Origin of the sequence: Trichocoleus sp. FACHB-6, from assembly GCF_014695815.1 — a bacterium.
GTDB classification, from domain to species: Bacteria; Cyanobacteriota; Cyanobacteriia; order Cyanobacteriales; family FACHB-T130; genus Funiculus; species Funiculus sociatus.
Genome location: NZ_JACJOY010000099.1, coordinates 20342 through 46330 on the forward strand (window position 1 = coordinate 20342; position 25989 = coordinate 46330).

Sequence of the window (25989 nt, forward strand, 5' to 3'; positions counted from 1 at the left end):
GAATTATATAAATAGAAAGTTGCTAGCTTTATCAAGAGATGAAAAGCCTATGAAAATCCTTTTGTCCGCTTATGCTTGTGAACCTGGTTGTGGCTCTGAGGAAGGAGTAGGCTGGAATACGGTGCGACAGGTAGCAAATGATCACAAAGTTTGGGTGTTGACTCGCATTGGTTTTCGTCAAGCTATTGAGGCAGAGTTAGAACACAACCCGGTGCCAAATTTACACTTTGTTTACTTTGATCCCTTCAACTGGACTGAGGATTGGCGAAATAAGCAAGGGTTGGTGCAACTTCACTACTACCTTTGGCAAATTCAAGCTTATTTTTTGGCAAGACGACTGCATCAAGAGATTTGCTTTGACATAGCGCGTCACGTTACTTATGTTAAGCACTGGTCGCCGAGCTTCTTAGCCTTGCTGCCAGTACCTTTTATTTGGGGGCCTGTGGGAGGCGCGGAAGCTGCACCAAAGGCTTTCTGGAAAGATTTTAGTCGGCGTGGCCAGGTTTATGAAGTGCTGCGAAATTTAGCTCAATCTGTGGGTGAGTGCGATCCGTTTGTGCGGTTGACGGCTCTTCGGAGTAGGGTGGGTTTAGCAACTACGCACGAGACTGCGGAACGGTTGCGATCGCTTGGGGTAAAAAATGTCCAAATCGCTTCGCAAGTTGGTTTGTCTAAAGAAGAAATTAACAGTTTGGCGCAATATGGTCTACCTGACGGTAGTCCAGTGCGGTTTATTAGTGTTGGTCGCCTGATACATTGGAAAGGCGTAGATTTGGGGATTCGCGCTTTTGCGATCGCTCTAAACGACATCCCCGAAGCGGAATACTGGATAGTCGGAGATGGAGGGGAACGGCAACGATTAGAAGCATTAGCGCACTCGTTGGGAATTGGCGATAAAATCCGCTTCTGGGGAGCTTTGCCACGCCAAGAAACACTGTCTAAAATTGGGCACAGTCACGTCCTCGTTCACTCCAGCTTACACGAATCTGGGGGTTTTGTATGTGCGGAAATGATGGCAGCGGGTCGTCCAGTAATTTGCTTAAATTTGGGAGGGCCAGCAGTACAAGTGACTGAGGAAACTGGGATTAAAGTTGCTGCTGAAAATCCCGAACAGACAGTACACGATTTAGCTAAGGCGATGATTCGTTTAGCTGAACCACAAGTTAGAATTCGCATGGGACAAGCGGGACGAAAGCGAGTGCAGGAAGTATTTGACTGGGAACTCAAGGAAACACTTTTACTTGATTTGTATGAAAAAATTCTGCCTCAGTCAGCTGTTGTAAATTCTGTTGTTCCAAAATGACCGAAAATAATAAGATGCAAGCCCCGTCCTAAAAGGACTGCTTTTTATTGTCTTGTTCTTGGAGTAGAGCATCAATGAAGTCCCTCATCTGAAGGGCTGTCACCCCGTCAGCTGAGAATGGGTTATGGGAACCGCTTCACATAAGGCATTCATGTTATTAGCCTGTGACTAATCACAAAGTCAGTCTTTTTCTTCGCCCCTCCTCCTTGACCATGTGGGGGAGGGGTGACGCGGTGTGGCTGAAAAAGGAAGTAGCGATCGCCTTATTGTTTTTGGGCTTGGTAGATATAAATATTATTAAAAACTCCCACCGACTCAAAATGATAAGACGGCAAAAACGAACTTACCGATAAATCCGTGCGGTAAATACTAAGGAAAATAAAATTATGCCTTTCTGTAGTTTCAGCAATAAGTTGCTTAACTTGCGGACTTCCAGTTTCTACCAGTAAATTACATTGACGCTTCAAAAAGCCACCGAAATCTTCTGACGCTTTTGCACAAACATTGTCTTTTAAATACACCGTCAGCTGCTGTAAGGCAAACTCTTCATACTCAGCCTGGCTCGGATTAGTCATAGCCATTGCCACGCCCAGCCCAGCTAGGACGACTGTCCCAATTGTTTGAACAACCTGCAAACCCTTCATGGTACGCCTACGACTTATCTTTATGGTTAAGACTACGCCTGCTGGCTCCTGAGTTCCGGGGTAATTTTTGGCTCAGTGGATCAAACCGGAAAATTATGCTATAGTTAGAAACTGGAATGGCGAGCGTAGCCAAGTGGTTAAGGCAGTGGATTGTGGTTCCACCATTCGTGGGTTCAAGTCCCATCGTTCGCCCTCATCTTAACACCACACAAAAAGACCCCTCGGCCACCGCCGAGGGGTTTTTTAATATTTGGTTGTCAAAGTGTAAGCTACTGGTATACTACCCCCCTTCCAAGGGAGGCAAAGCAGGGTGGTTGCATTTATTAAAAGAAAATTCTGAACGTTGATTTCGGCTGGCGGTAGGGGCATAGCATTGCCATGCCCCTACAAAATCTCGCAATTTTCGATATTTTCTAAGGGTTGTATGAAACCACCCTGCCTTCTAAGGGAGGCAAAGGAGGATCTTACTTTATGTAGCTCACGTCTAAGATCGCCCCAAGCCCTTTTCCCAGAGAGCCTAAGAAAAACTTGTCAATTACGTAATCTACTTGATGGGAACAGCCTTAACATCAACGGTGTCTGAAGAAGCTGTTGAAGCTTGGTTAGCAGCATCAGCTTCGCTAACTGTTTCCTCGTTACGAGACTTGAGACGCTGCGACAGCATCTGGGATATCTCAGAAACCAGCAGTGTCAAAAGCAAGGCATCGTCAATCTGTCCCACAACAGGAATAAAATCCGGAGCAATGTCAATCGGGCTGAACAGATAGGCCACTGTCCCCAGAATCAGCCACCAGCGATACTTGGGATTACGAATTGTGTTGCGATACCAGTTGTAAAGTGATTGGATTGAAAAATTCATTCTTTAACCCTCGATCTATTTTTAATATTGACAAATCTACCAGCAGTATGCAGGTGTGGATATCCCCCCGAAGTTTGACGCTTATGATGCGACAACAGCAGAAGAAGGTATCTCTTATGAATGACAATGCTTAACTAGAATTGGAATGGCTTTAACAGAACAAAGAAAACCTAAGCCGGGGAGTGAGGAGGAAAGAATCCACTGTGACATTTCAAGAACTGATTGAAAAGGGCGGACCGGTGATGTGGCCCCTGCTGGCTTTATCGCTGCTATCTCTGGGAACAATTTTGGAGCGTCTGTGGTTTTGGGCGAGAATCTTAACCAAGGAAAGAGAGATTATAGATCGTATACTGGAGGCGGCGAGCCGCAACTGGGACGTTGCCGCAGAGATTGCCGGACAGGCGAGAAGACAACCTATTGGGCGCTTTTTGTATGCTCCTTTGCGGCTGGCTAACCCCGATCCAGAGGTGTTTAAGCTGGCGCTGGAGTCATCAGCGGACGAGGAATTGGCTTCGATGCGCCAAGGCGACAAACTTTTAGAAGCTGTAATTGCCCTCGCGCCTCTACTAGGTTTGCTGGGTACAGTTTTGGGCTTGATCCGCTCCCTGAGTGGTATTCGTTTGGGCGATTTGGGAACGTCTTCGACTGCTGGAGTAACTTTAGGAATTAGTGAATCTCTCATCAGTACGGCGGCTGGACTGGTGGTTGCAATTACTAGTCTGGTCTTCTATCGGCTGTTTCAAGCTTTTTTGTTTAATCAAATCAAAATTTTCCGCAAAGCCGGGAATGACTTGGAGTTACTTTACAGGCAGGAATGGCCGAAATTTGGCATTAACCGTCATAGTAATGCCATCAAACCGAAAATCGACAGTTCTGAGCCTAGCGATCGCTGAAATTAGTCCTTAGTCAATGGCTAATGGATTTTTAACAATTAGCGATACTTCAATTAGCAATTCTCCTCTTTTTTCCAACAATGAAAGTAAATTTGGATACTCCGTCTGAAGAAGCGCGGATTGAGATTGTTCCTCTGATAGATGTCATCTTTTGTATCCTGACGTTTTTTCTGTTAGCTGGTTTGCAACTAACTCGTCAGCAAGCTATCAGTGTGGATTTGCCTAAAGCTAGCAGCGGCACTCCGCAGATGCGAGAGATGTTGATGGTAAGTTTGGATGATGTGGGTCAAGTTTATATCGAACAACAGCCGATCGGCTCAAAAGAGCAGCTATCTGTGGCACTAAAGAATTATCGCTCGACAAATCCCAATGGTTTGATGGTGCTGTATGCGTCACGGACTGCGAGTTACAACGATGTGATTCAGGTGTTGGATTTACTACGCGAGGTGGGAGGCGATCGCGTGTCTTTAGCAACTTTACCCGGTTCCGGTGACGGGACTTCTGGCTCTAATACGCAGGTTCCTGTTGCTCCGGGAGTTACACCTTACTCCGGTACTGCTCCCATCCAGCCGTATAATCCCTACGCTGCACCAGCTCCCACTTACCCTTACAATCCAGGTCAGCCGCAATTGCCTGTTGTACCCGGACAACCAGGTATTAATCCTACTGCACCCGCCGTCCCAGTCCCTGGTGCTACTATTGCTCCGCCAAAGGCTGATTCTGTTCCCAAGAGGTAGAGTTGATTCTGCCAATTTATAGAGGTAGAGGCGCGATCTTTAACTTACGATAGTAGTTATAAAGATAATTTTTCATGCCTCTACTTCTAGAAAGGGAGTAATAAAAATATGGATTTTATTGATCTTTTGATTGCATGGCTGGTATCAGCTTCTAGCTTACTGATTATTTCCCAAATACCTGTAGGCGTAGAAATTGATAGCACCCCGAAAGCATTTGTTTCAGCAGCCGTACTGGGAATTGTTGCTGCTATAGTTAGACCAATTATGGGACTTGTGTTTGCAATTCCCAACTTTTTGACGTTTAACTTGCTGTCAGGGCTTTTCACGTTTATTATTACGGTTGCAACTTTCATGATCGCAGCGTCTCTGGTACATGGATTCCGCTTGCGGTTGGGGATTTGGAGTGCGGTAATCGGTGCGATCGCGCTTTCTTTCGTCAGCAACCTGATCTACAACTTTATCTAGACGCTCTAGTTGAAAATCTAACCCTATAATTGAACCGCCTGGATGTGAAAGATTCAGGCGGTTTGCGTGTGAATATAGAAGATACGATATCTTAGCGATCGCTTATCATCATCAAACCTCAATTTCACACTGATAAATTCCAATCTTCCCCACCTGGTAATTGACTAAATTCTTCTGAAATAGCATCACGTAATGCTTTTTTAGCATGAGAATAAGTTAAATTTAATAATTTATTGGCTATAATTATAATCTGTGTTTGGTCTACTATTCTCATTAGTTGAGCTGGCTTATAGGCACCATTAGCAACTTCCACACTACCTGTAAAAATTGCATCTTCAAAAGCAGTTTCGAGGTAAGAGTCCCATTTCTCTGGCTTAATATAATATGAGGTTTGATTCTCTTTAAGATTCAAAGATTGAATCTTGAGAATCGAATCTCGAATGGAAGCAGCCCAAGAATTCGTTAAACGCTGCTCAACTTGGTTCTTTATCAAGTGAACGAGCAGCCGAATCAGAAAGCTTTCGATAGTCTGCAAAATAGCTTTTTTACTCATCCCCTCCAATTCATCTAATAGGGATAAAGCATCGTCATAGCGACCTTCAAGAATATAATTTCTTAAATCTGTGAGTTCTTGAGTCATTGTCAGTTGACCTCACTTGTGCATAGAGCAATTATATTGTAGGGCGGGAAATGCGTTGGTTAGAACCTCCAGGCTGAAGCCTGAGGCTATACAAACAAAGCCTACCTGCACGGGCTAGAATAAGCCTGTCTACGCACGCTTTGTTTGCATAGCCGAAACTTTAGTCGTTAGGCTTCAAGTTGGGGAACTTCTCCTCTAGTTTCAGTTGGGTTGCTGCTTCTGGGAACTTGTTGTTCCAGAAATGGTTTAACTTTGGCGGGTGAAATTGACCCTCTATAAGCGCCACAATAATACATACTGAGAACCGCTTTATATGCCCAGTCTGAGGGTGACACATCCCTATAAGGGTTTGGCAAAGTATCCGCAGCATCTCTAGAACAAGCTTCCAAAACTTGATCTGAAGTTGGTGGCGTTTGAGAAGAGGGCGTTGTTGAGTTGAAAGGTTCGGTATTTTGAGCTTTGAGTGGAGCCAAAAAGCCAAATGTAGCTAATAGGGTAGCTGTGGCCAAAAGTATGAGTTTCATGGCTTACCAATAACAACTTTAAGGACAACTTTTGAGAAAGTTGCTCCTACTCAAAACTAACAATTCTGCACAAAACACTTGCTCTGCCAACGTGTAGATGCACCCAATCTTTCCTGCTGAGCGCCCACTACTGTTCGCTTAGTCGTAATTAAACCCCGAACCTCCTTAAAAACTTACAGGAATGCCACCAATGACTTTAATGGTGGGCATTGCCCACCATTCTCTTAGTCTCTAGTCCCTACAGGGTCTGACGTACTAAATCCGCTAAACGCTCGGCACTATCAGGAAATCCCAACTTGCCAGCTTTTTGTGCCATTTGTTGCAGCAAATCGGGTGAATGCAATAAATTCAACACTTTACTTTGTAGTAACTCAGGTGTCAGTTCTGCCTGACGAAATACCAAACCAGCACCCGCTGAGTCAAAGATTGCCGCGTTGTAGACTTGGTGATCTTCGGCGGCGTAGGGGTAGGGAATGAGAATAGCGGGTGTATGAGTTACTGCCAGTTCCGTGAGTGTGCCAGCACCAGCGCGGCTAATTGCCAGGTTAGTTCGTTGGAAGAGTGCCGCCATGTTGTCATAGAAAGGCATGGCAAAATATTGAGGGTGCTGGAGGCTTTGGGCATCTGGGTCATTATCGCCCGTTAGATGGACGATCCAGGCACCTGCATCCAACCACGCGATCGCACACTGGCGCACTAATTGATTGACAGCGACAGCGCCTTGTGAGCCTCCGACAACGGCAATTAAAGGCACGTTTTCCGGAATTGGCAGATCCAGCTTTTGCTGGGTGCGGAACTGGGCGCGAACTGGAGTGCCTGTGTATGCTGTTCCAGTGCGGGGTAGATAATGCGCTCCGTATTCAAATCCTAAAGCGACGCTAGTACACCACCCACTCAGCCAGCGAGTTACTTTGCCAGGGAGAGCGTTGGATTCGTGGAGGATAACTGGCACTCCAAGCGATCGCGCAGCAATAATCGCTGGTGCGGCAATATAACCGCCAGTGCTGAATACGCCTTGAAAATTCTTTTCTTTAATTATCTGTCGCACCTCGCGGATGGAACTGCTAAGGCGCAGCAAAATTCCCAGTGTCCCCAATCCGAAGCGTTCCTGAAAGCCTTCTATAGCTATGGTATTGAGGGGATATTGAGCAGGAACCAACTGGTTTTCCAGGCGGTTAGGGACACCAAGCCACTCAATTTGGTAGTCTGGCAGTTGTTCGGCTAGAGCAAGTGCGGGAAATAGATGCCCCCCAGTACCACTCGCGGCTATTAACAATTTTTTCAGTTCATTTGCCAAAGTTTCTTTCTCCTACTGGCTGTCCTGGCGCGGATAAGATCAAAAATTAGTTGTAAGTTAGCTTTGGAGAGTAGCCAGGATTTCTACTCCCTGCACGTTGCTCAATATCCGTTTCCTTTATCCCACTATTCAAACACGTCCCCGATGCCTAACTCGATAACTCTTTCTAACAACTTTCGACTCTCTATGGTTAAGCAAAAGTTGAAAATTTTTGCTTTTATACTTTTTACGCTTTCGGTGCTTCATCCTGCTACCGTCCGCGCCGCTAGTCCAGAAACAGCACCCGCTGAGCTAAAAAATGCTCTAGCGCAAATTGATGCTGCTGCCAATCGCCAGGATGTGAAGACGGTGATGCAGTTCTATAGCCAGAATTTTACCCATTCTGACGGCTTAAATCGCCAAAGTATGCAACAGAGTTTATCTCAAATCTGGCAGCGCTACCCAAAACTGAACTACCGAACAGAACTCACATCTTGGGAAGCGAAGGGAGATGAGATTGTGGCCGAGACGGTGACTACTATCACTGGTGCAGGGAAAGTGGATGGCAAAGATACGAAAATTGAGTCTACTGTGCGATCGCGCCAGCGTTTTCAAAATCAAAAAATTGTCCAGCAGGAAATCTTAGCAGAACGCACTCAGATGACGACTGGCGCAAAGCCTCCTACGGTGAATATGAAGTTGCCAGAGCAGGTACGTGTTGGTCAGTCTTATAATTTGGATGCTGTTGTGCAGGAACCTCTGGGCGACGATCTTATGCTGGGAGCAGCCGTGGAGGAACCTGTTAAGGCGGAGCGCTTTGTCAAACCTGCGCCTGTGGATTTAGAGTTACTATCCTCTGGTGGGATTTTTAAAGTAGGTCGCGCGCCCCTTTCTCAAGGTAACTACTGGGTGTCAACGGTGTTAATTCGGGAGGAAGGCACCACAATGGTAACTCAGCGCCTGCGAGTTGTAGAAGGCAACGCGGGAACTAAATAATCTCTTCGTTCCTACTCTCCCGCCTGGGAACGCAGTATGTGAGGCTCCCGCCTGTAGTGCTATCGGTGAAAGGAGGCGGGAGCCTCCTGAATTGCATTCCCAAGCGGGAGCCTAGGAACGAGATAACCAAAATCTAAAATTCTATGGTTTCAATCAAAGACCAAATTGTGTTAATTACAGGCGCTAGTAGTGGCATTGGTGCTGCTTGTGCCAAAATATTTGCTGAAGCTGGTGCCAAACTAATTTTGGTGGCTCGACGGCAAGAGCGCTTAGAAGAACTTGCACAGATGTTGAAGGGAACTGCTGTGCATTTGTTACCTCTGGATGTGCGCGATCGCGTTTCTGTTGAATCTGCTTTTTCTTCCCTACCCGCCGACTGGTCTAATGTAGACATTTTGATTAACAATGCCGGCTTAAGTCGCGGTTTAAATAAACTGCATGAAGGCAGGATTCAAGATTGGGAAGAAATGCTCGACACCAACATCAAAGGTTTACTATATTGTACCCGATTCCTCGTACCAGGAATGGTTAATCGTGGGCGGGGCCATGTAGTAAATCTTGGCTCAATTGCTGGACATCAAACTTATCCAGGCGGTAATGTTTATTGTGCCTCTAAAGCCGCCGTAAAAGCAATTTCTGAAGGCTTGAAACAAGACCTTTTGGGAACGCCAGTGCGCGTAACTTCGGTAGATCCTGGTTTAGTCGAAACTGAATTTAGTAATGTCCGTTTTCACGGTGATACTGACCGAGCTAAAAAAGTTTATCAAGGATTAACACCTTTGACACCAGAAGACATTGCAGACGTGATATTTTTCTGCGTCACTAGACCCGCCCACGTTAATATTAGCGAGATACTTTTAGTGCCAACCGATCAAGCTACTGCCACTTTAGTTAATCGAATTTAAAACCTAATACGGTTAACTTAGGGCTAAAAATATAAAACCAGCGTAGGTTTCCAGGGAACTTCAGCCAAGTCTTCTAAACATTTGTTGGGTTTCACTTTCGTTCAACCCAACACTTTTAACTACATCTGAGCCTAACTTATGATACACTAGAAGAGTTGTCTCAATTCGCACATCCAGGGTTTCGGGTGTTTCCGCAGGAAATACGTCTGGATGGAGGATTAACCCGAAAGGAGAAAAAAATATGTCAGTCGTCTCTTTGGCTCAAATGATGGAGTCGGGAGTTCACTTTGGGCATCAGACCCGACGGTGGAACCCGAAAATGTCTCCATATATCTACACTTCCCGCAATGGTGTCCACATCATCGACTTGGTGCAGACAGCGCATTTGATGGAAGATGCTTATAACTATATGCGTTCGGAAGCCGAGAAGGGCAAGAAGTTTCTCTTCATTGGCACCAAGCGTCAGGCTGCGGGTATTGTGGCACAAGAAGCTGCTCGTTGTGGTTCCTACTACATTAACCAACGTTGGTTAGGGGGAATGCTCACCAACTGGGCGACGATTAAAACCCGCGTAGAGCGCCTGAAGGATTTGGAGCGGCGGGAAGAAACCGGAGTCCTCGACTTGTTGCCCAAAAAAGAAGCTTCCATGCTGCGTCGGGAAATGACAAAATTGCAGAAGTATCTGGGCGGCATCAAATTGATGCGGAAAGTTCCTGATATCGTGGTAATCGTGGATCAGCGTCGGGAATATAACGCTGTTCAGGAATGCCAGAAGCTGGGGATTCCCATTGTGTCTCTTCTTGATACAAACTGCGATCCTGATGTGGTAGATATTCCCATCCCAGCCAATGATGATGCCATCCGGTCAATTAAGCTAATAGTGGGTAAGTTGGCGGATGCCATCTATGAAGGGCGTCACGGTCAGCTAGACGCAGAAGCAGAAGACGATTACGAAGATTACGAAGGCGCTGAAGACGACCTCGATTACGAGGAATCCGACTCACCCATTCCAGATGAAGAGGAAGAGGAAACCCAGGAGTAATTCAGCGTTGGAAACATCAATATCTTAGTAGGAACACCAAGCAATGGCGGAAATATCTGCAAAAGTCGTCCAAGAGCTGCGCCAAAAAACAGGTGTCGGCATGATGGACTGCAAAAAAGCGCTCAAAGAAACCGACGGTGACATGGACAAAGCCATTGAATGGCTGCGCCAGAAAAATATGATCAAGGCGGGGAAGATGGAAACCCGCGCCGCCACCGATGGGTTGATCGGCAGCTACATTGGCACTGCGGGAAGAGTTGGCGTTTTGGTGGAAGTTAACTGCCAAACCGACTTTGTTGCCCGCAACGAAGCGTTTAAAACCCTGGTGCAGAACATTGCAATGCAAGCAGCGGACGCTTCAGATGTCAATTCGCTGATGTCTCAGCCGTACATTCACGACCAAAATATTACGGTCGAAGAGTTGGTGAAGCAAAACATCAGCCAGTTGGGTGAAAACATTCAGGTGCGTCGCTTTGAGCGGTTTGTGCTGGATGAAGGAACTTCCGGGCTAGTCGGGAGCTACATCCACACAGGGGGACGAGTTGGCGTTTTGGTGGAAGTTAACTGCCAAAGCGATGAGGTTGCGGCCAGTGAAGAATTCAAAACTCTGGTGCAGAACGTTGCTATGCAAATTGCTGCTTGTCCCAACGTGGAATATGTGAAAGTCAGCGACATCCCCGCCGAAGTCGTTGAGAGGGAAAAGGGAATTGAAATGGGGCGGGATGACCTGGGGAATAAGCCGCAGAACATCAAGGAAAAGATTGTTCAAGGGCGAATTGATAAGCGCCTGCAAGAGATGACCTTGATGGATCAGCCTTACATTCGCGACCAAAGCATCGCGGTGGAAGATTTGGTGAAGCAGCACGTTAGCCAGTTAGGTGGAAACATCGAAGTGCGTCAGTTTGTCCGGTATATCCTGGGCGAAGGGCTAGAAAAGCAAGAAAGCAATTTTGCTGAGGAAGTTGCAGCTCAAATGGGCGGCAATAAATAATCAGCGCGATCGCTCCCCTTGATAGCAGCTCTAGAAGCTAGTAGCTGCTATCAAGAGTCGAAAAGACAGGTCAACCCCTCACATGGCTGACCTGTCTTTTATCATTAGTCCTGAGTCTGTTGACGATTGACTAATGACGATAAGCCGTTATTCTAAATTAGAGTAGTACACTTGTACGCAAGTAACGTTCAGATAAGCAGCTGTCTAGATGATGCTATGGCGAGAACAGTAGAGCAAATAGAGTGGGATATGGCAGTGCTGCAAGAAGCGACCGACGCGATCGCGTCGGAATTCCACAACACCTATAACCAATACCTGGCCGCCTTGGAGCAAGCAATGCGCCAGCAGTTAATCCAAGCTATTTATTATCTTTGTACCCAGGCTTACCCAGAAGCGTTCCTAAGCTTGCCTGTTGACGCAAGACAAAAATTACAGCAGAACCTCCTGCAACTAGCACGTAAAGCTCAAACACAACTGTTGTTGCACCTGGAGCCTCCCCCCATCGAGACAGCAGCCAACAGCGTCCCGACAACAAACCTGGAAGATATCGCTAAGTGGCAAGAGCAGCTAGAAAGCGCCATTAGCGAAACCTTGATCTCAGTCTCTTGCGACATCAATAGCCTACTACAGGAAACTGGTATTTTACCCAACAAATTCCCGCCAGCGGTTCTGGAAGCTGCTGTCAAAACAGAGCCATCAGCTCAACCAGTGGGAGGACGACCCAATATCATAAAATTGGCGATTTCGATCGCCAATGATGACATAGAAATGCCTGAATTTCCAACTATCCAAAACTCCAATGTCACCCCAATCGTGGCAATTCATTTGCGGTTATCGGAAATTGAGTTTGGTGACTCAACTGTAATGGCGTTTCGCAACCAAATTCGCAACCTCAACGCACAGTTCACCACACTCCGCCGGGAATTTCAGAAAAAGCAGCGTGAGCGTACCGTTGCAGATGCTCAAGCCGCTTGGCGTGCGTGTTGGTTTGAAGAATAGGGACTAGGCACTAAGGAGAAAGTATGGAAACAGAATCACCGGATTGGTTGCGATTGCAAAAAGCCTTGGCGGTTGAAGCAGAACGGGGCTTCACGGACTTGATGGGAAAACAATATCGTTTCAGTGAATTCTTGTGTTTGGAGTTTGGCAAACCTCCAGCTACCTTGATACCTATAGAACGGCGCAGGTGGCAAGAAATGGCAAACAAATTTGCCCGTTATCCTGACTTCCCACTTGAAGAACGACAACATTTGGTAGCAGAAACTCGGCGGTTTCTTCACCAGGTGCAACAATCTAGCAACAAACAAATCCAAGAACAAACAAGGGAAAATAGGGAACAATATACTATTGAAAACCCCAACTACAAAGCCCCGCTAACGGCTCCCCTAGTTCAGTCTAATGTAGGCGTATCTCTCGACCAACAACTCTCGCATTTGCCGGATGTGGGGGTGAGAAAAAGCGGATATTTAGCCAAGCTGGGTTTACAGACGGTGCGGGATATCCTTTTCTACTACCCCCGCGACCACATCGACTATGCCCGCCAAGTGAATATCTGCGAACTCGAAGCAGGCGAGACGGTGACAGTGGTGGGAACTGTAAAGCGCTGTACGTGCTTTAGTAGTCCGAAAAACCAGAAATTAACGATTTTCCAAGTGGTTCTGAAAGATAGAACCGGCCAAATCACCCTCAGCCGCTTTTTTGCGGGCAATCGCTACAGCAATCGCGGCTGGCAGGAAGGTCAAAAGAGTCGGTATCCGGTGGGAACAATCGTGGCGGCATCTGGCTTGGTGAAAAAGAGTCAATACGGTATTACTCTGGAAGAACCACAAATGGAAGTTTTGGCACACCCAGGAGACACGATTGATTCTATGTCGATTGGTCGGGTGGTGCCAGTGTATGCGCTCACTGAGGGTGTGGCGGCTGATATGGTCAGGAGTGCAGTAATTGCCGCTTTGCCTGCTGCTAAACAGTTAAAAGACCCTTTACCTGCTGCTTTGCGGGATGGGTATGGGTTAATGAAGTTACCCGAAGCGATCGCTAATATCCATTTTCCCCCAGACAGTGCCGCCAAGGAAGCCGCCCGTCGTCGCTTAGTCTTTGATGAATTTTTCTACCTTCAGTTGGGTTTCCTCATGCGTCGCCAAGCCCAACGCCAAAAGCAAGCAAGTGCAATTTTAGCTCCCAGAGGTAAACTCATCGAGCAATTCCACAAAGTTTTGCCTTTTAAGCTAACCAACGCCCAGCAGCGAGTCCTTAACGACATACTGAACGATTTGCAATCATCCAGCCCAATGAATCGGTTGGTACAAGGGGATGTCGGTTCTGGTAAAACTGTTGTAGCAGTAATTGCCATCCTTGCCGCCATTCAATCCGGCTACCAAGCAGCGTTGATGGCTCCCACGGAAGTTTTAGCAGAACAGCACTACCGCAAATTAGTCGGTTGGTTCAACCTCCTACACTTACCAGTAGAACTGCTGACAGGTTCCACCAAAACCGCCAAACGTCGGGAAATTCACTCCCAATTAGAAACAGGAGAATTACCTCTATTAGTAGGTACTCATGCCTTAATTCAAGACAAAGTTAATTTCCATAAGCTGGGTTTAGTAGTAATTGACGAACAACACCGTTTTGGTGTAGAACAACGGGCGCTTTTGCAGCAAAAAGGCGAACAGCCCCATGTATTAACTATGACAGCCACCCCGATTCCCCGAACCTTGGCGCTAACAGTGCATGGAGATTTGGATGTCAGTCAGATTGACGAACTACCACCCGGCCGTCAGACGATACACACCACAGTTTTAACCGGGAGGGAACGCACCAACGCCTATGACCTGATCCGCCGCGAAATCGTTCAGGGACGGCAAGCGTATATCGTTTTACCCTTAATTGAAGAATCAGAAAAGCTGGATGTGCGCTCAGCAGTGGAGGAGCATCAGCGCCTTTCTGAGAGCATTTTCCCCCAGTTTCAGGTAGGTTTGCTACACGGCCGTATGACTTCAGCCGAGAAAGACGAGGCAATTAACTTATTTCGCGACAACCAAACTCAGATCATTGTCTCCACTACCGTGATTGAAGTTGGGGTGGATGTGCCTAATGCTACGGTGATGCTAATTGAAAATGCGGAGCGTTTCGGCTTATCTCAGTTGCACCAGTTGCGGGGCCGCGTCGGTCGGGGTTCTCACCAATCATACTGTCTCTTGATGAGCAGCAGTAAAACCGCAGATGCACGTTATCGGTTGAACGTGTTGGAACAATCCCAAGACGGCTTTTTCATTGCTGAAATGGATATGCGGTTACGCGGCCCCGGTCAAGTGCTAGGTACTCGCCAGTCTGGGGTGCAAGATTTAGCTTTGGCAAGTTTAGTGGAAGATCAAGAAGTTTTAAATATAGCGCGGGATGCAGCTGAAAAGGTGATATTGCAAGATAAAAAATTAGAGCAACATCCTTTAATGAAAGCTGCGTTAGACTATCGCTACCAGCGCTTAATGGGTGGCGCGATTTTAACATGATTGACCATGACCGTTTATTTAAAGAACTACTCACTGAGTTTTTTACAGAATTTCTAGAGTTATTCTTTCCAGACATAGTTGCTTATCTGGAACCAAATTCAATCAGCTTTGAACCAAAAGAAATATATACTGATGTCACGGCTGGCGAAAAATATGAAGCTGATTTATTAGTAAAGGCTAGATTCAGAGAACAAGAATCATACTTTCTAATCCACTTAGAACACCAAGCTCAACCACAAGCAGATTTTGGGCGGCGAATGTTTCGTTACTTCGCCCGGTTGTATGAAAAATTTGCCATCCCCGTGTATCCAATCGCTATCTTTTCGTACAATTCTCCCAAACTTCCACAGCCAAACTTTCACCGGGTAGAATTTCCCGATACAGTGGTTTTGGAGTTTAACTATCAGCTGATTCAATTAAATCGCCTGAATTGGCGAGATTTTCTGCAACACCAAAATCCACTAGCCAGTGCGCTGATGGCTAAAATGAACATAGCGCCTGAAGACCGTCCTAAAGTTAAATCAGAATGTCTGCGCCTGCTGGCAACTCTGCGACTAAATCCAGCACAGATGAAAATGATTTCTGGGTTTGTTGATACTTATCTCCAGTTGAATACAGCAGAAGAAGAAATTTTTCAGGCTGAGATTGCTTCCTTTGAACCAGTTGAAATTGAGGTAGTTATGGAAATCGTTACCAGTTGGATGCAGCAAGGGATAGAACGAGGGTTGGAACAAGGTAGACAAGAGGGTAGACAAGAGGGAGAGTTGGCAGTAATTATGCGGCTACTCAACCGTCGAATTGGTACAGTTGCGCCTGAGTTGCAAGAGCAAATTCGCCAGTTATCTCTCACCCAGTTAGAAGATTTAGCTGAGGCGTTGTTAGACTTTGCGGATACAGCAGATTTGGTGAGTTGGTTAGAAAGTCACCCAAAGGGTTAATTTTGGGTTTAAAAGTAGAACGCGATCGCGTTCTACTTTTAAAGCGATCTGTTGGCTTCATCCCAAACCGAATATCTCGGCTATGTTAGGCAATACTTGATTAAACGTTGTAATTAAAGTAGTCGTCTTGGGTAACTCGGCGCTTATCTCTCTCAAAACACCCATAGCTGTTTCTGCTTGCGTTTGGTGTTGGGATACTTGAGGATTTTTCCCGGCGTCGGCTAAAATCTGCACTTGCTGAAGTGCTTTCGTTTTCTTGTCTGGCTGCAAGCTATCCTCAGCCTGAATTACTGTTTGCAATTGAGTTAGCAATTCCCTGATTCCAGGTAAACCGCCTTGATTGGACTCCGGTAACTGTTCAACGGTATTTGTCACCTCTTGGTTGATGCTATCAGCAGTATTGATATTGATTCCGCTATTTTCAGGCATTCCTTCTCCTTGATGTTCATATACCCCATAAAAACTAGGTTAATTGAACATTGCTTAGAGGCTTCAACATTAAAAATAGTTGTTGGCTGTGAATGCCTGTGATATACTTGGAAAGCTTGGGCGATTAGCACAGTGGTAGCGCACATCCTTCACACGGATGGGGTCACTGGTTCAAATCCAGTATCGCCCATATATTTAGTTGTAGAGTGACTAATTGTTTTGTGACTACAACCATAAGTTGTCCACAATGGTCATTTTATGCTTGTGATTTTCCCTGGTCAACTTATGCTTGTAGCTTGTTGAGCGTTCGGGCAGTAGTTTTAGAACTTGATTGGGCTACTATCTGCTTACCTACTCAGTTCAGATTGCAATTCCTGCAAGGTTGCCCGGACTTTTTTGGTTCGTAAGTCTCCTGGTTTGGTCATTAGTTGTGATACACGACCTTCAGAGGGATACACATTCTCAATATGGAGCTTGAGCGCAATCTGCCGCACTTGCTCACAAGATTGCTCTATCTTTTTCTCCTGCGCGGCTTTTCTGTAGCGAAGGGATTTAGCAGAAATGGCGCGACACAAGTCAGGAAAGTGCTGAGAAATTGTCCGTCTGTTATACTCCAAACGTTCAGCCACCTCTTTCATAGTCAGTGGGGGCTTCTCATCACTGGCAAGCGTTGCCTGTAGAGCCTCTTCTACTCTGTCTGAATCGAATGGCTTGGGAGATACTCTTTTGTTGTGTGATCGCTGGGTAGATTCCTGTAAGCTGAGCTTCAAAGACTTAGCTACCATTTTTTCAGGTGTAAGGAAGTCGAGTAAAGATATCTCCAAGCGATAGCAAATTCTTAGAAGGGCATTAAGTTGGGGCAAAGCTTTCCCGGTATGCCACATCCATAGGGTATTTTTAGGAATTCCCAAAAGACTAGCGAAGGCGGCGATATTCCCTTTAGTAGCAAGGTTTATGGCTGCACACATGCCTTTCGCTACGTTTTCCCTCAGCAGTGGAGATGAGAGGCTATGTACGGCAGTAATCAATTCTCCTATGCTATCCGCTACCCATATCTCCTTTTTTAAGTCCTCTGGAGATAAGGTACTACAAGCAAAAGAATCAAAAACGCTCCCTAACCATTTGCCACAAATCGAGCAGTACCCGGAACGTGAGTGCCACTCTAGCAGGGGAGGCTGTTTGTGACAGTGAGGACAGTACAAGCAAAGAGGTTGCTGGTGTTGGGGACATACCTTGATTGTTTCGATTACCCAAAGGAGAGGCTCATAGACAACTTGCCTCGATAAGCGCCACTTTTGATAGCAAGCAGGACACCATGCTTTGTAAGGACGGAATAAGCCTCGTGGTGGAATGACGGAAGCGCAACTGTGCAGAGTCAGAAAGCATAAATCACTCCGAAGCGTTAGCGTTTCCAGCGCTTGGACAAAATCCATTGCTATATCTCCGGTGCCGTTCAAAGCTCTAGCGCGATCAAACAAAGCTCGTAACCTTCTGCTGGAAAGTCTTTTAGCAAAAACTTTCTTCAAATAGGGCGTGATTTCCTTGGATATCAACACACTGGGGAGTACGCTATGAGACTCTGCCAGTCGAGCAATGTAGCTAGTTAAGCTCTCTATGAAAGGAGTTCCTATTCCTACGGGCGGTAAATGGTAAAGACGGCTACGTTTAGGTAACTGAGGCTTTTCTATACTCCATAATTCTTCAGGATGATGGTCAACTATCATCTTAATTATTAAATTCACTAAACCGTTATTGACGAAAAGTTTTAGATTTGCAAAGAAGTTATAATTTTTTTGAGTAAATCAATTTCGTTTAGTCAGTTACCTTACACTTAATTATCTTTTCCTCAAAAATTCAAAGTTTTACCTCTATAACATTCTACTGTACTCTTAAAACATCAAAGAGAATGAGTCATGTTAACTGAGGAGTCTCTCTATATAGACTTGGTTTTTTCCCTAACAGGACAAAGCCTTCCACTTGATAATGCCTACATTGTCTATTCGGCTCTTTCCCGTATCTGTCCTGCTATCCATGAACTAGATAACATCAGTATTCATCCCATCGCAGGCATTCCCGAATCCGCCACCAAACAACTTTGTCTCACGCAACGTTCTAAGTTGCAAATACGCCTTCCTGTAGACCTAATCCCCTTCATCTACGAATCTCTAGCTGGACAAACTTTTAGTATTGGTCAAAACCGGCGTTGCCCAATAGAGAATGATTCAAGTAAATGCTGGGATCTGACGATGCTTGAGATAGTAGATGAGCAGTCGAACGGAGGTAGTTAACATCTGAACCGATTTGGAATAACACAACGTCTTGCGATGCAATCGGGCGCTTGTAATGCCGTAACCGGCAGTTATCCCCTTCGACCCGAGTCATCGCTGTTTTACTGACCAAATGGTCTCCATCCTCAATCACGCAAGGGTACACCTTATAACCATCGGTGATGTATAGAAAACAAGCCCAACCCTTCACGATCTGCCACAAAGGCTTAAAGGTCTCCAGAGAGTGATCACCCACCACGAACTTGAGGATGCCGGGATGTTTTGTATTCACCACCGTCCATAGCCAAATTTTGTTTTTTTTGACCTACAAAGGTTTCCAACTCATCGAGTTGGGCTGTTTCGGGAATCTCGTAATTCTCCTGAGGGATCGCTGCCGCAGCTTGGCGCACCCAGTTGACCACACTATTATGGTTGATGCCGGTAACGCGCTCGATCGCTCGAAATCCCATGCCGTTGAGCGACATAGTGACGCCAAGGGCTTTGACCTGTGCACTGTAGCCGAGTTGGGGATTGTCTCGAAATTGGCGACGGCAGTCTCGGCACAGGTAACTTTGCTTGCCATTGCGATGCCCATTTTTGACAACTTTGTCACTGGCGCAGTGAGGACAGTTCATCGGGGCTTACCTCGGCTCTACATCATTCCCTATTATGCAACGCCCAATCAACGCTGAGAACAGTTGGTTTGATTGGATTCCAAGGGTATTTCTTGAGCATATCAAACAGATGATAAATCCTTGCTTAGCTAAAAAGCGTGTTGATAAAGGATGCGATTGCTCGTTTTAGTTGTAGGGGGATTTTATGGATGTGAGCACATGTTTGCAGATGTGCGCTTGGACAAATTGACAGCGATGAAAAAGGCACTGGATAGGTTTATAAGTGAGATTTCGGCTTAAGTTTTTGGGCGGTTGGCGTTGGTTGTAAGAGAAATGCCAGCCCGTTAGCGGAGAGATAGGACAGGAGAATGCGCGACTAGAGTGTATTCAACGCCTTACAACATCTCTCGGTGTAGTGACCGGCTTGCTGCATCTGGTATAGAAATGCCTGCTCTAAGCGGACAGCGGTGAACAAATATAGCATTGAATGTCTGCTGCCAATCATCATCAGTTAGGGCAAGTGTGCCACCGTTAGGTGCCGAAGAACCGCCAACATTATTGATAAGGATGTCCACGCCGCCGAGACGAGCAAACACTTCCTTGACAACTTTTTCCACTCCATCAGGCGTGCTGATGTCAGACTGAATAAATAAATCCGGCGATTGAAGTTCATGATTGCTTTGAGTGGTCGGTTTTGATGACTGTTACACCAGCTTGCCTCAGACGTTTGGCGTTGGCGTAGCCTCTCCCTTGGAGAATCGCTTTGCCCATGCCTTTAGTTCCGCCTGTAACCAGCACTCTCTTGTCGGATAACTTGTTGGGGTTAATTTAGATGGTTGTCATTAGCAGCCTCACTCGGGTGTAAAAAATTGTGAGGTGTCTGCACTTACTGCCTTCTTACACCTTTGAAAACAGCATATTTAACCCTTCAGTCATCGTAGGATGAGTCAACACTGCATCACGCAGAACGGTGTAAGGCATCTGAGCTTGCATCACCATCTGCACCGTCGAAATCACTTCACCCGCTTCATGACACAAGAGTGAACACCCCAGAATACGACCCGTCTCGGTATCGACGATCGCCTTCATCAGTCCATCAGTTTGACCCTCTGTTACCGCTCGCATAATGTTTGAGGCATCCAACTTCGCCACTCGGATCGCATACCCTTGTTGTTGCGCTTCGGTTTCGGTCAGACCCACCTGAGCCAGTTCTGGATTGATGAACAAACAGGATGGCACCAAGCGATCGCGCGTGCTGCGGTTGCCGCCATCAATCAGATTCGCTTTGACAATCCGATAATCGTCCAACGCTACATGGGTATATTGCGGTCCCCCATTGATATCGCCTAACGCCCAGATATTCGGTACGTTGGTCTCCAAGCGATCGTTGACTTGAATAAATCCGCGTTCATCGGTTGCTACACCAGCAGCAGCTAGATTTAAGGCATCGGAGTTTGGTATACGACCGACGGCAACAAGCAAATGCGAACCTTGAAGTTCCATTTCCCGAGCAGCGACTTGAAGAAGAAGTTTAGTTGCATTGCCAGAACGCTCGACCCTTAACACCTTCGCCTTCAGCAAGAATTCAATGCCGTCTCGTTCCAGTAGCGTTTGCACCGCGATCGCAATATCTGGGTCTTGCTGTGACAGGATTTGCTCACTATGCCCAATGACAGTGACGCGACAGCCAAAGCGCCGGAACATTTGGGCAAACTCCAACCCAATGTAGCCACTACCGAGAACGATTAGGTGCTCAGGCAACTCTTCCAATTCCATGATCGACTCACTGGTCAAAAACCCAGCTTCTTTGAGTCCCGGCACGGATGGAATCAACGGTCGCGTGCCTGTATTGATAAACAATCGTTCTGCGGTGAGTAAGCGAGTAGTACCCTCAGATGTTGCCACTTCAATCGTTTTAGGTGCCACAAAGCGAGCGGTGCCAATGATCAGATCGTCCCCCAATGCGGTGTGCAACTTGTTGAGATTGATTGGTCGCAGGGACTGCACGACTGATCGTTTGCGCCCAATCACTGCCGCCATATCAACCGTTGGCGGTGCCGTCTTGATGCCATAGGCAGCACTGTGAAGCACAGTATTTGCCACCTGTGCACTTGCCACCATCGTTTTGCTGGGAATGCAGGCAATATTAGGGCACGAGCCACCAATCATGTTTAAGCTACGTTCCACCAGAGCGGTTTTGCGTCCGTCCGCGACTAGTGCAGGTGCCAGTGTTTTACCTGCTTTACCGCCGCCGATAATAATGTCGTCGTAGTATTGGGTATCCATTTCAATCTCCTTTGCGTTTGGCGTTACTTCATTCGGCGATTGGGATTACTTCACAGCAGAGCTAACAGCAAAAATCTTTGAACTTTTTTCATGTAAGAACTATCATTGCGATCACCTGTGTATTCATGATTCCTGCTGGATATGTGGTAAAACCAATTAGACAAACACCATTTCCACTTGAATTTTTCTGAGCTGCAAGTGCAACTCCTGTGTAATTAGCATCGTTGATAGGGTCATGCCATTGCTGCTACAATCTCGTCCGTAGACAGAACGGCGTTGGCGATATACCCGAAATTAATCAGTGCTGCCTTGTAGCCATCGCCCAGTTCCGGATGTTGAGGGGCAGCCGTTGCGTCTTTGATGACAAGCACCTCAAATCCCTGTTCAATCAAGTCGCGTAGGTGAGCTTCAACACAAATATTTGCCAGCATTCCGAGCAGAATGACTTTGCTGATGTTGCGCTTACGCAGTTGTAAAACGAGGTCATTGCTCTGCGGTCCGTAAGCTTTGTGGGGACTGACCACGATTGTCTTGCCATCTTCGATAAAGGGCTTGTAGCGCTCAAGCCAGTCAGCACCAGAACCCAAGAAACCATCGAGGCTCAACGCACCATTGCGATCAAACTCCCTGGATTTAAGCATCATTTGCTCCACGGTTCCGGCGAATTTCCAGCCATAGTCGGTGGGGTAGTAATAGTGGGGGGAGATGAAAACCTCAAATTCATTCTGCTTTGCGGCTTTGAAGATGCGCTCAATGTTCTCGACGGTCTTGTTATCCTTGACATTGTTACCCACCAAGTCCCAGGAAACCCCTGTTTCACTCAAGACATCGTTTTGCGGATCGATAACGACTACTGCGGTGTCATTGTTATTGATGTTCATGTCTCTCTTCGCTTGTTGATGTTCACGGTTCTCTTTGTTCTGGCACTAACGCAACTGGGTTTTAAAAAAGTGCTTAACACGCGCTAGAGGATTTAATTTTTCATACAAGTTCGCTGCATTAAGATACGATTATTTTTATACACCTCTAAAGTTCCAGACTGCGGGTTATCTAACGTGCCATCCCACACCCAATATTCATAATTTCCATTCCGAAACCTATACACCCGAACACCTTCCGTCGCTTGGCTAGTTCCTCCATCCAAACTTAAATTCCCGTTGGGACTGGTCGCGCGATACAGCAGTTTACCAGAAGTATGATTCTGCCAAATATTAATGTTGTAGCCACCCCGGCATTTCGTACTCAGGATGATGCCAGCAGTAGAATCAGCAGACGCTCTTAAGGAAAAATTAGCTAAGACACTGATGGGCAGAGCCAGGAGTAACGCGGATATTTTCAGTAGTGTTTTCATGGTTTTCAAGAGTGTTGTAAAACTAATTAGACTGAAATCGTTCATATTGAATTGCTTCAACATTAATTCCGAATTGACGAGAAAGGTGTCTTTACTCAAACTCAAATTACTGTTGAGAATTATCGGTGATAGATTAAGTGGCTATGGCTTTACCTTCTGAGATAATTCCCTCTATACCATCCGTTGTGTTAAACAGCAGCAGCTTAACGGAAACGTTTTTCCGTATTCGTATATTTCGGTGCCTAGCTTTAAATCGTCGTGAAGTAGTACACAGCTTTAATCCGTTGCGATGGTCTTAAATAAAATTAGTATTCAGTGTTCGCTGGGAAGTCACTGTGGTTCATCTTCCCCGGATTAGCCCAATTCGCTGAAAAGGTCAGGTTTCGGTTATTGAAAGATACACTTTTTCAAAAGAGGGGAATGTGGTAATTCTCATGAACCCCTTTCCTTATCAGCATTTGCAAGTTTTGTTCTGTACTCAGCCTTTGCCCATGTCTTTGCTTCCCCCTGCCACCAGCAGAGCACAGCGATTCCGATGTATCCGCGATGCGTTCACACTGCTTTATTGCGCGGTTGCAGCGTGTTCGATGATCTCGGCAACGGCGTCTGGATGGGAAACCATTACTACATGTGAAGCGCCATTTACTATGATCGTCTTCTTGGAGCTGGCGCGGTTCGCCATGAAAGAATGCACCGCCGCCGGAATGTTCAAGTCGCGATCGCCATAGATGAACCAGGACGGGGTGGACTTCCATGCAGGCGTGCCGGAGGCTTCATTAAACGCGGCTTCCATAATCGGACGCTGGGTACTAGCCATCAGTTGCGCGTCGTTAGCGGGCACATCAGCAGCAAATTGGGCGTGGAACTTGCTCTGCTGAATATACAGGTCTTTGCCACCATCGGGCAGGACAACCGGCGGCGCGAGGGTCGGCGTGAGCGTGCTGCCCGGATAACGTCCTGAGAGTTCGGCGGCAGTCTCGCCTTCCTCAGGAGCAAAGCCAGCAACGTAGACCAGTGCTTTCACATTGTTGTTACCATTAACCGCATTGGTCGTTACCGAACCTCCGTAGGAATGTGCAACCAGCACGATGGGACCGTTGATGTCTTTAAGGACGCTAGCAACATAGTCTGCATCGCTTTTGACGCCACGTAGGGGATTAGCCACAGCAACCGTCGGGTAACCTTTTGTGATCAGTTTGGTCAATACCCCGTTCCAACTGGAAGACTCGGCGAATGCGCCGTGGACGAACACGATCGTAGGCTTATTGGCTTGTGCGCTGGCAGTATTCATGATGGCTCCCAGAGAAGTGATTGTAATGGTTCCTAAAAAGAGAATGACAATCAGAAGCAGGCGAATGCCGTTCCTGAAGGTGAGCATATTCATGTTGTGACTTCCTTTGAATTCATTTCGTTGTATAGGCTGCAACCGTGATGTGAGAAATTGACGGATGTGGGTTGCGATAACGAAGCGCTGCGAAGTGTCGATCGCATCATTTCATAGGACTTACGCAAATTGAGCTTTAAAGCGCCATCAGTAGGGGCGTACAGCTATGCGCCCCTACTATATGTGGCGTTAGTGCGTAAGTCCTGATTTCACAGACCTGACTCATCGCTTAAGATCGGGCATTGTGAACGTCACTGTTTCGCTGGTGATTACTTTGTGTGTAGGGTCGGCTAGTTCAATCAGCACCTTGTGTGGACCAGGTTCCAGTCCGACCAGGATCAATGTTTCGCCGCTGGTGTCAACAAAGTGCCAGGGTGCGTCGTCAACAGTGATGTGGACATGACCAAGGCGTGGCAATACATCAAGGGCACCTTTACCAAACACCGGCAACATCCGCAGGTTCTCGGTTCGATACTGGATGAAGACGCGACCCTGGGACAGCGGTTCGGGAAGTGGTGGATCAACAATCAGCTTCGCTGGTGCTTCGTTTTCAATCGCGATCAATGGGGATGGACCGACAATATCCTTGGCGCTTGGGATGTGATTGTCCATAGCTGTCAGGTACTTGAGAATTGACCTTATGAAGTTGAATGTTCGAGATGATTCATCCTTTGCCCGAATTAGGCAGGGGTGAATTGCAGCCGTGATGAGAGATTAACTATCTCTGACTTAGACAATGGGGATTAAATAAGTCAGAGTAGTTTCAAGCCTGTAATCTCTGAAACCGACAAGAACGAGGATTGATTGTAATCGGCAGTCAAAGAAGCGATCATTTCCTATTGCAGATATTTCTTCAGTTCAGCGGCTGCTTGGACAAAAAGAGAACGAACTGCCGGAACCTCGGCTAAACCATTAAGCAGTCCGAAGTCATGAATCATGCCGTTGTAACGCACGGTTGTCACTTTTACCCCGGCTTCATCCAACTTGCGTCCATACGCTTCGCCTTCATCACGCAAGATATCGCTTTCTCCAACCTGAATTAACGCCGGAGGCAATCCTTTCAATTGCTCAACAGTAGCCTGTAGGGGAGAGGCATAAATTTCTTTGCGCTTTTCTGGGTCAGTCGTATAGAGGTCATACATCCACTTCATCAAAGATGTGGTCAGGAAACGTTTCTCGCCAAATTGTTGATAAGAATCTGTTTCAAAATCCGCATCGACGATCGGCCACATCATGATTTGTAGCTTAATGTGTGGTCCTCCGTTTTCTTTCGCCTTCAAAGCAGTTACTGTTGTCATATTCCCGCCAACACTGTTGCCGACAACTGCCAAATTTTTGCCATCCACACCAATCTCCTCACCATGCTCAGCAACCCATTTGGTTGCGGCATAGATCTCATTAATCGCTTGTGGATACTGGGCATCTGGCGTGCGAGTGTAGTTAACAAAGACACCCGCAAACCCTGAAAGCACAACGAGCTCACGCACCATACGCTTGTGCGTTGGATAATCACCCAGCACCCAACCGCCGCCATGAATAAAGATGAAAACAGGCAATGTGCCTTTGACACCTTCAGGTCGCACAATATTGAGTGTAATCGAATAACCATCAGCAGAAATCGTCTTCTCAGACTCCTCAATACCAGAAAGGTCTACTGGAACAGAAGCTTGTGCATCAACAAAAACCTGACGTGCTTCGAGTGGAGTGAGTGTCTCCAGCGCCGCACCTCCTGAATTCAGCACGTTCAAAAATTCCTTCACCCCTTTGGAAAGACGTGGATCATCTGCAACTTCCAAAATTTTTGCGGCTGGCGAGTTTACTTGAGCAACCATGACATTCTCCTTTGATAAGTAGTAAACAATCTGTTGAAATGACACTGTTAAGTGAATTGATTTAACAGTGTTGCTTGAAGAGCAGTGATTGTGGAATGGCAATC

At 46.6% G+C, this 25989-nt stretch carries 27 protein-coding genes, 2 tRNA genes and 1 pseudogene; 14 read left to right on the forward strand and 16 right to left on the reverse strand.

Annotation, left to right across the window (positions count from 1 at the left end; genetic code table 11):
• Nucleotides 1-49: 49 nt before the first annotated feature.
• A complete protein-coding gene (locus tag H6F66_RS20215; RefSeq protein ID WP_190424627.1) occupies nucleotides 50-1303 on the forward strand; it encodes a glycosyltransferase family 4 protein in 1254 nt (417 codons plus the stop codon).
• Nucleotides 1304-1566: 263 nt separating this feature from the next.
• Here the strand turns inward: H6F66_RS20215 and H6F66_RS20220 are convergent, their stop codons facing one another.
• Nucleotides 1567-1947 (reverse strand): DUF4359 domain-containing protein, encoded by a 381-nt coding sequence (locus tag H6F66_RS20220; RefSeq protein WP_190424629.1) that lies wholly within the window; start codon nucleotides 1945-1947, stop codon nucleotides 1567-1569.
• Between the two features lie 119 nt (nucleotides 1948-2066).
• Between H6F66_RS20220 and H6F66_RS20225 the strand changes: the two genes are divergently transcribed.
• Nucleotides 2067-2139, forward strand: a tRNA-His gene (locus H6F66_RS20225).
• Between the two features lie 352 nt (nucleotides 2140-2491).
• Here H6F66_RS20225 and H6F66_RS20230 read toward each other — a convergent pair.
• Nucleotides 2492-2806 carry a YkvA family protein gene (locus tag H6F66_RS20230; protein WP_190424631.1) on the reverse strand — a complete coding sequence of 105 codons (315 nt, stop codon included), beginning with the start codon at nucleotides 2804-2806 and terminating at the stop codon, nucleotides 2492-2494.
• Nucleotides 2807-3009: 203 nt separating this feature from the next.
• On the opposite strand from H6F66_RS20230, the gene H6F66_RS20235 reads away from it, so the two are divergent.
• From H6F66_RS20235 to H6F66_RS20245, 3 genes are all read left to right on the forward strand, one after another.
• The gene (locus H6F66_RS20235; RefSeq protein WP_190424633.1) at nucleotides 3010-3699 is read left to right on the forward strand and encodes a MotA/TolQ/ExbB proton channel family protein; all 690 of its coding nucleotides are present in this window, start codon (nucleotides 3010-3012) and stop codon (nucleotides 3697-3699) included.
• A gap of 80 nt (nucleotides 3700-3779) precedes the next feature.
• Complete coding sequence (locus tag H6F66_RS20240) at nucleotides 3780-4436, forward strand: biopolymer transporter ExbD (RefSeq protein ID WP_190424635.1); 657 nt, start codon at nucleotides 3780-3782, stop codon at nucleotides 4434-4436.
• 108 nt (nucleotides 4437-4544) lie between these two features.
• Entirely contained in the window at nucleotides 4545-4901 is a 357-nt protein-coding gene (locus tag H6F66_RS20245; RefSeq protein ID WP_190424637.1) for a phage holin family protein, read from the forward strand.
• Nucleotides 4902-5025: 124 nt separating this feature from the next.
• Here H6F66_RS20245 and H6F66_RS20250 read toward each other — a convergent pair whose 3' ends face one another.
• The 3 genes from H6F66_RS20250 to murG all read right to left on the reverse strand — a co-directional run bounded on the left by H6F66_RS20250 (nucleotide 5026) and on the right by murG (nucleotide 7362).
• Complete coding sequence (locus H6F66_RS20250) at nucleotides 5026-5541, reverse strand: DUF29 family protein (RefSeq protein WP_190424639.1); 516 nt, start codon at nucleotides 5539-5541, stop codon at nucleotides 5026-5028.
• A 167-nt stretch (nucleotides 5542-5708) separates the two neighbouring features.
• A complete protein-coding gene (locus H6F66_RS20255) occupies nucleotides 5709-6065 on the reverse strand; it encodes an S-layer protein (protein ID WP_190424641.1) in 357 nt (118 codons plus the stop codon).
• A 238-nt stretch (nucleotides 6066-6303) separates the two neighbouring features.
• Nucleotides 6304-7362 carry an undecaprenyldiphospho-muramoylpentapeptide beta-N-acetylglucosaminyltransferase gene (gene murG / locus H6F66_RS20260; protein WP_190424643.1) on the reverse strand — a complete coding sequence of 353 codons (1059 nt, stop codon included), beginning with the start codon at nucleotides 7360-7362 and terminating at the stop codon, nucleotides 6304-6306.
• A gap of 144 nt (nucleotides 7363-7506) precedes the next feature.
• On the opposite strand from murG, the gene H6F66_RS20265 reads away from it, so the two are divergent.
• The 7 genes from H6F66_RS20265 (at nucleotide 7507) to H6F66_RS20295 (ending at nucleotide 15722) form a co-directional block, all read left to right on the forward strand.
• The gene (locus H6F66_RS20265) at nucleotides 7507-8337 is read left to right on the forward strand and encodes a nuclear transport factor 2 family protein (protein WP_190424645.1); all 831 of its coding nucleotides are present in this window, start codon (nucleotides 7507-7509) and stop codon (nucleotides 8335-8337) included.
• 143 nt (nucleotides 8338-8480) lie between these two features.
• Entirely contained in the window at nucleotides 8481-9242 is a 762-nt protein-coding gene (locus H6F66_RS20270; protein ID WP_190424647.1) for an SDR family oxidoreductase, read from the forward strand.
• A gap of 241 nt (nucleotides 9243-9483) precedes the next feature.
• Nucleotides 9484-10284, forward strand: coding sequence for a 30S ribosomal protein S2 (gene rpsB, locus H6F66_RS20275; protein ID WP_190424649.1), 801 nt, complete (start codon nucleotides 9484-9486; stop codon nucleotides 10282-10284).
• A 43-nt stretch (nucleotides 10285-10327) separates the two neighbouring features.
• Nucleotides 10328-11275 carry a translation elongation factor Ts gene (gene tsf / locus H6F66_RS20280; protein WP_190424651.1) on the forward strand — a complete coding sequence of 316 codons (948 nt, stop codon included), beginning with the start codon at nucleotides 10328-10330 and terminating at the stop codon, nucleotides 11273-11275.
• A 216-nt stretch (nucleotides 11276-11491) separates the two neighbouring features.
• Complete coding sequence (locus H6F66_RS20285; RefSeq protein ID WP_190424653.1) at nucleotides 11492-12274, forward strand: hypothetical protein; 783 nt, start codon at nucleotides 11492-11494, stop codon at nucleotides 12272-12274.
• Nucleotides 12275-12297: 23 nt separating this feature from the next.
• Nucleotides 12298-14784: an ATP-dependent DNA helicase RecG gene (gene recG, locus H6F66_RS20290; RefSeq protein WP_190424656.1), complete on the forward strand. Its 2487-nt coding sequence runs from the start codon at nucleotides 12298-12300 to the stop codon at nucleotides 14782-14784.
• A complete protein-coding gene (locus H6F66_RS20295) occupies nucleotides 14781-15722 on the forward strand; it encodes a DUF4351 domain-containing protein (RefSeq protein WP_190424658.1) in 942 nt (313 codons plus the stop codon). The genes recG and H6F66_RS20295 overlap by 4 nt, the downstream gene beginning before the upstream one ends.
• Nucleotides 15723-15779: 57 nt before the next feature.
• On the opposite strand, the gene H6F66_RS20300 is transcribed toward H6F66_RS20295, so the two are convergent.
• The gene (locus tag H6F66_RS20300; RefSeq protein WP_190424659.1) at nucleotides 15780-16151 is read right to left on the reverse strand and encodes a hypothetical protein; all 372 of its coding nucleotides are present in this window, start codon (nucleotides 16149-16151) and stop codon (nucleotides 15780-15782) included.
• A gap of 118 nt (nucleotides 16152-16269) precedes the next feature.
• Between H6F66_RS20300 and H6F66_RS20305 the strand changes: the two genes are divergently transcribed.
• Nucleotides 16270-16341: transfer RNA gene (locus tag H6F66_RS20305), tRNA-Val, on the forward strand.
• 157 nt (nucleotides 16342-16498) lie between these two features.
• Here the strand turns inward: H6F66_RS20305 and H6F66_RS20310 are convergent.
• The gene (locus tag H6F66_RS20310; RefSeq protein WP_190424661.1) at nucleotides 16499-17875 is read right to left on the reverse strand and encodes a TniQ family protein; all 1377 of its coding nucleotides are present in this window, start codon (nucleotides 17873-17875) and stop codon (nucleotides 16499-16501) included.
• 189 nt (nucleotides 17876-18064) lie between these two features.
• On the opposite strand from H6F66_RS20310, the gene H6F66_RS20315 reads away from it, so the two are divergent.
• A complete protein-coding gene (locus H6F66_RS20315; protein WP_190424663.1) occupies nucleotides 18065-18439 on the forward strand; it encodes a type I-MYXAN CRISPR-associated protein Cas6/Cmx6 in 375 nt (124 codons plus the stop codon).
• Here the strand turns inward: H6F66_RS20315 and H6F66_RS20320 are convergent.
• From H6F66_RS20320 to H6F66_RS20355, 9 genes and pseudogenes are all read right to left on the reverse strand, one after another.
• Nucleotides 18374-19053, reverse strand: a pseudogene (locus tag H6F66_RS20320) (IS1 family transposase). The gene H6F66_RS20315 and the pseudogene H6F66_RS20320 overlap by 66 nt on opposite strands.
• Nucleotides 19054-19427: 374 nt before the next feature.
• Complete coding sequence (locus H6F66_RS20325) at nucleotides 19428-19649, reverse strand: SDR family NAD(P)-dependent oxidoreductase (protein WP_347269412.1); 222 nt, start codon at nucleotides 19647-19649, stop codon at nucleotides 19428-19430.
• A gap of 52 nt (nucleotides 19650-19701) precedes the next feature.
• Complete coding sequence (locus H6F66_RS29050; protein WP_277873969.1) at nucleotides 19702-19830, reverse strand: hypothetical protein; 129 nt, start codon at nucleotides 19828-19830, stop codon at nucleotides 19702-19704.
• Nucleotides 19831-19929: 99 nt separating this feature from the next.
• Nucleotides 19930-21318, reverse strand: coding sequence for a mercuric reductase (locus tag H6F66_RS20330; protein WP_199295503.1), 1389 nt, complete (start codon nucleotides 21316-21318; stop codon nucleotides 19930-19932).
• A 233-nt stretch (nucleotides 21319-21551) separates the two neighbouring features.
• Nucleotides 21552-22199, reverse strand: coding sequence for a cysteine hydrolase (locus tag H6F66_RS20335; RefSeq protein ID WP_190424665.1), 648 nt, complete (start codon nucleotides 22197-22199; stop codon nucleotides 21552-21554).
• A 92-nt stretch (nucleotides 22200-22291) separates the two neighbouring features.
• Entirely contained in the window at nucleotides 22292-22669 is a 378-nt protein-coding gene (locus tag H6F66_RS20340; RefSeq protein WP_190424667.1) for a hypothetical protein, read from the reverse strand.
• Nucleotides 22670-23231: 562 nt separating this feature from the next.
• Nucleotides 23232-24053, reverse strand: coding sequence for an alpha/beta hydrolase (locus H6F66_RS20345; RefSeq protein WP_190424669.1), 822 nt, complete (start codon nucleotides 24051-24053; stop codon nucleotides 23232-23234).
• Between the two features lie 222 nt (nucleotides 24054-24275).
• Nucleotides 24276-24665, reverse strand: a complete 390-nt coding sequence (locus H6F66_RS20350) for a DUF6130 family protein (protein ID WP_190424671.1) — start codon at nucleotides 24663-24665, stop codon at nucleotides 24276-24278.
• A gap of 224 nt (nucleotides 24666-24889) precedes the next feature.
• Nucleotides 24890-25885, reverse strand: coding sequence for an alpha/beta hydrolase (locus H6F66_RS20355; RefSeq protein ID WP_190424689.1), 996 nt, complete (start codon nucleotides 25883-25885; stop codon nucleotides 24890-24892).
• Between the last annotated feature and the right edge of the window lie 104 nt (nucleotides 25886-25989).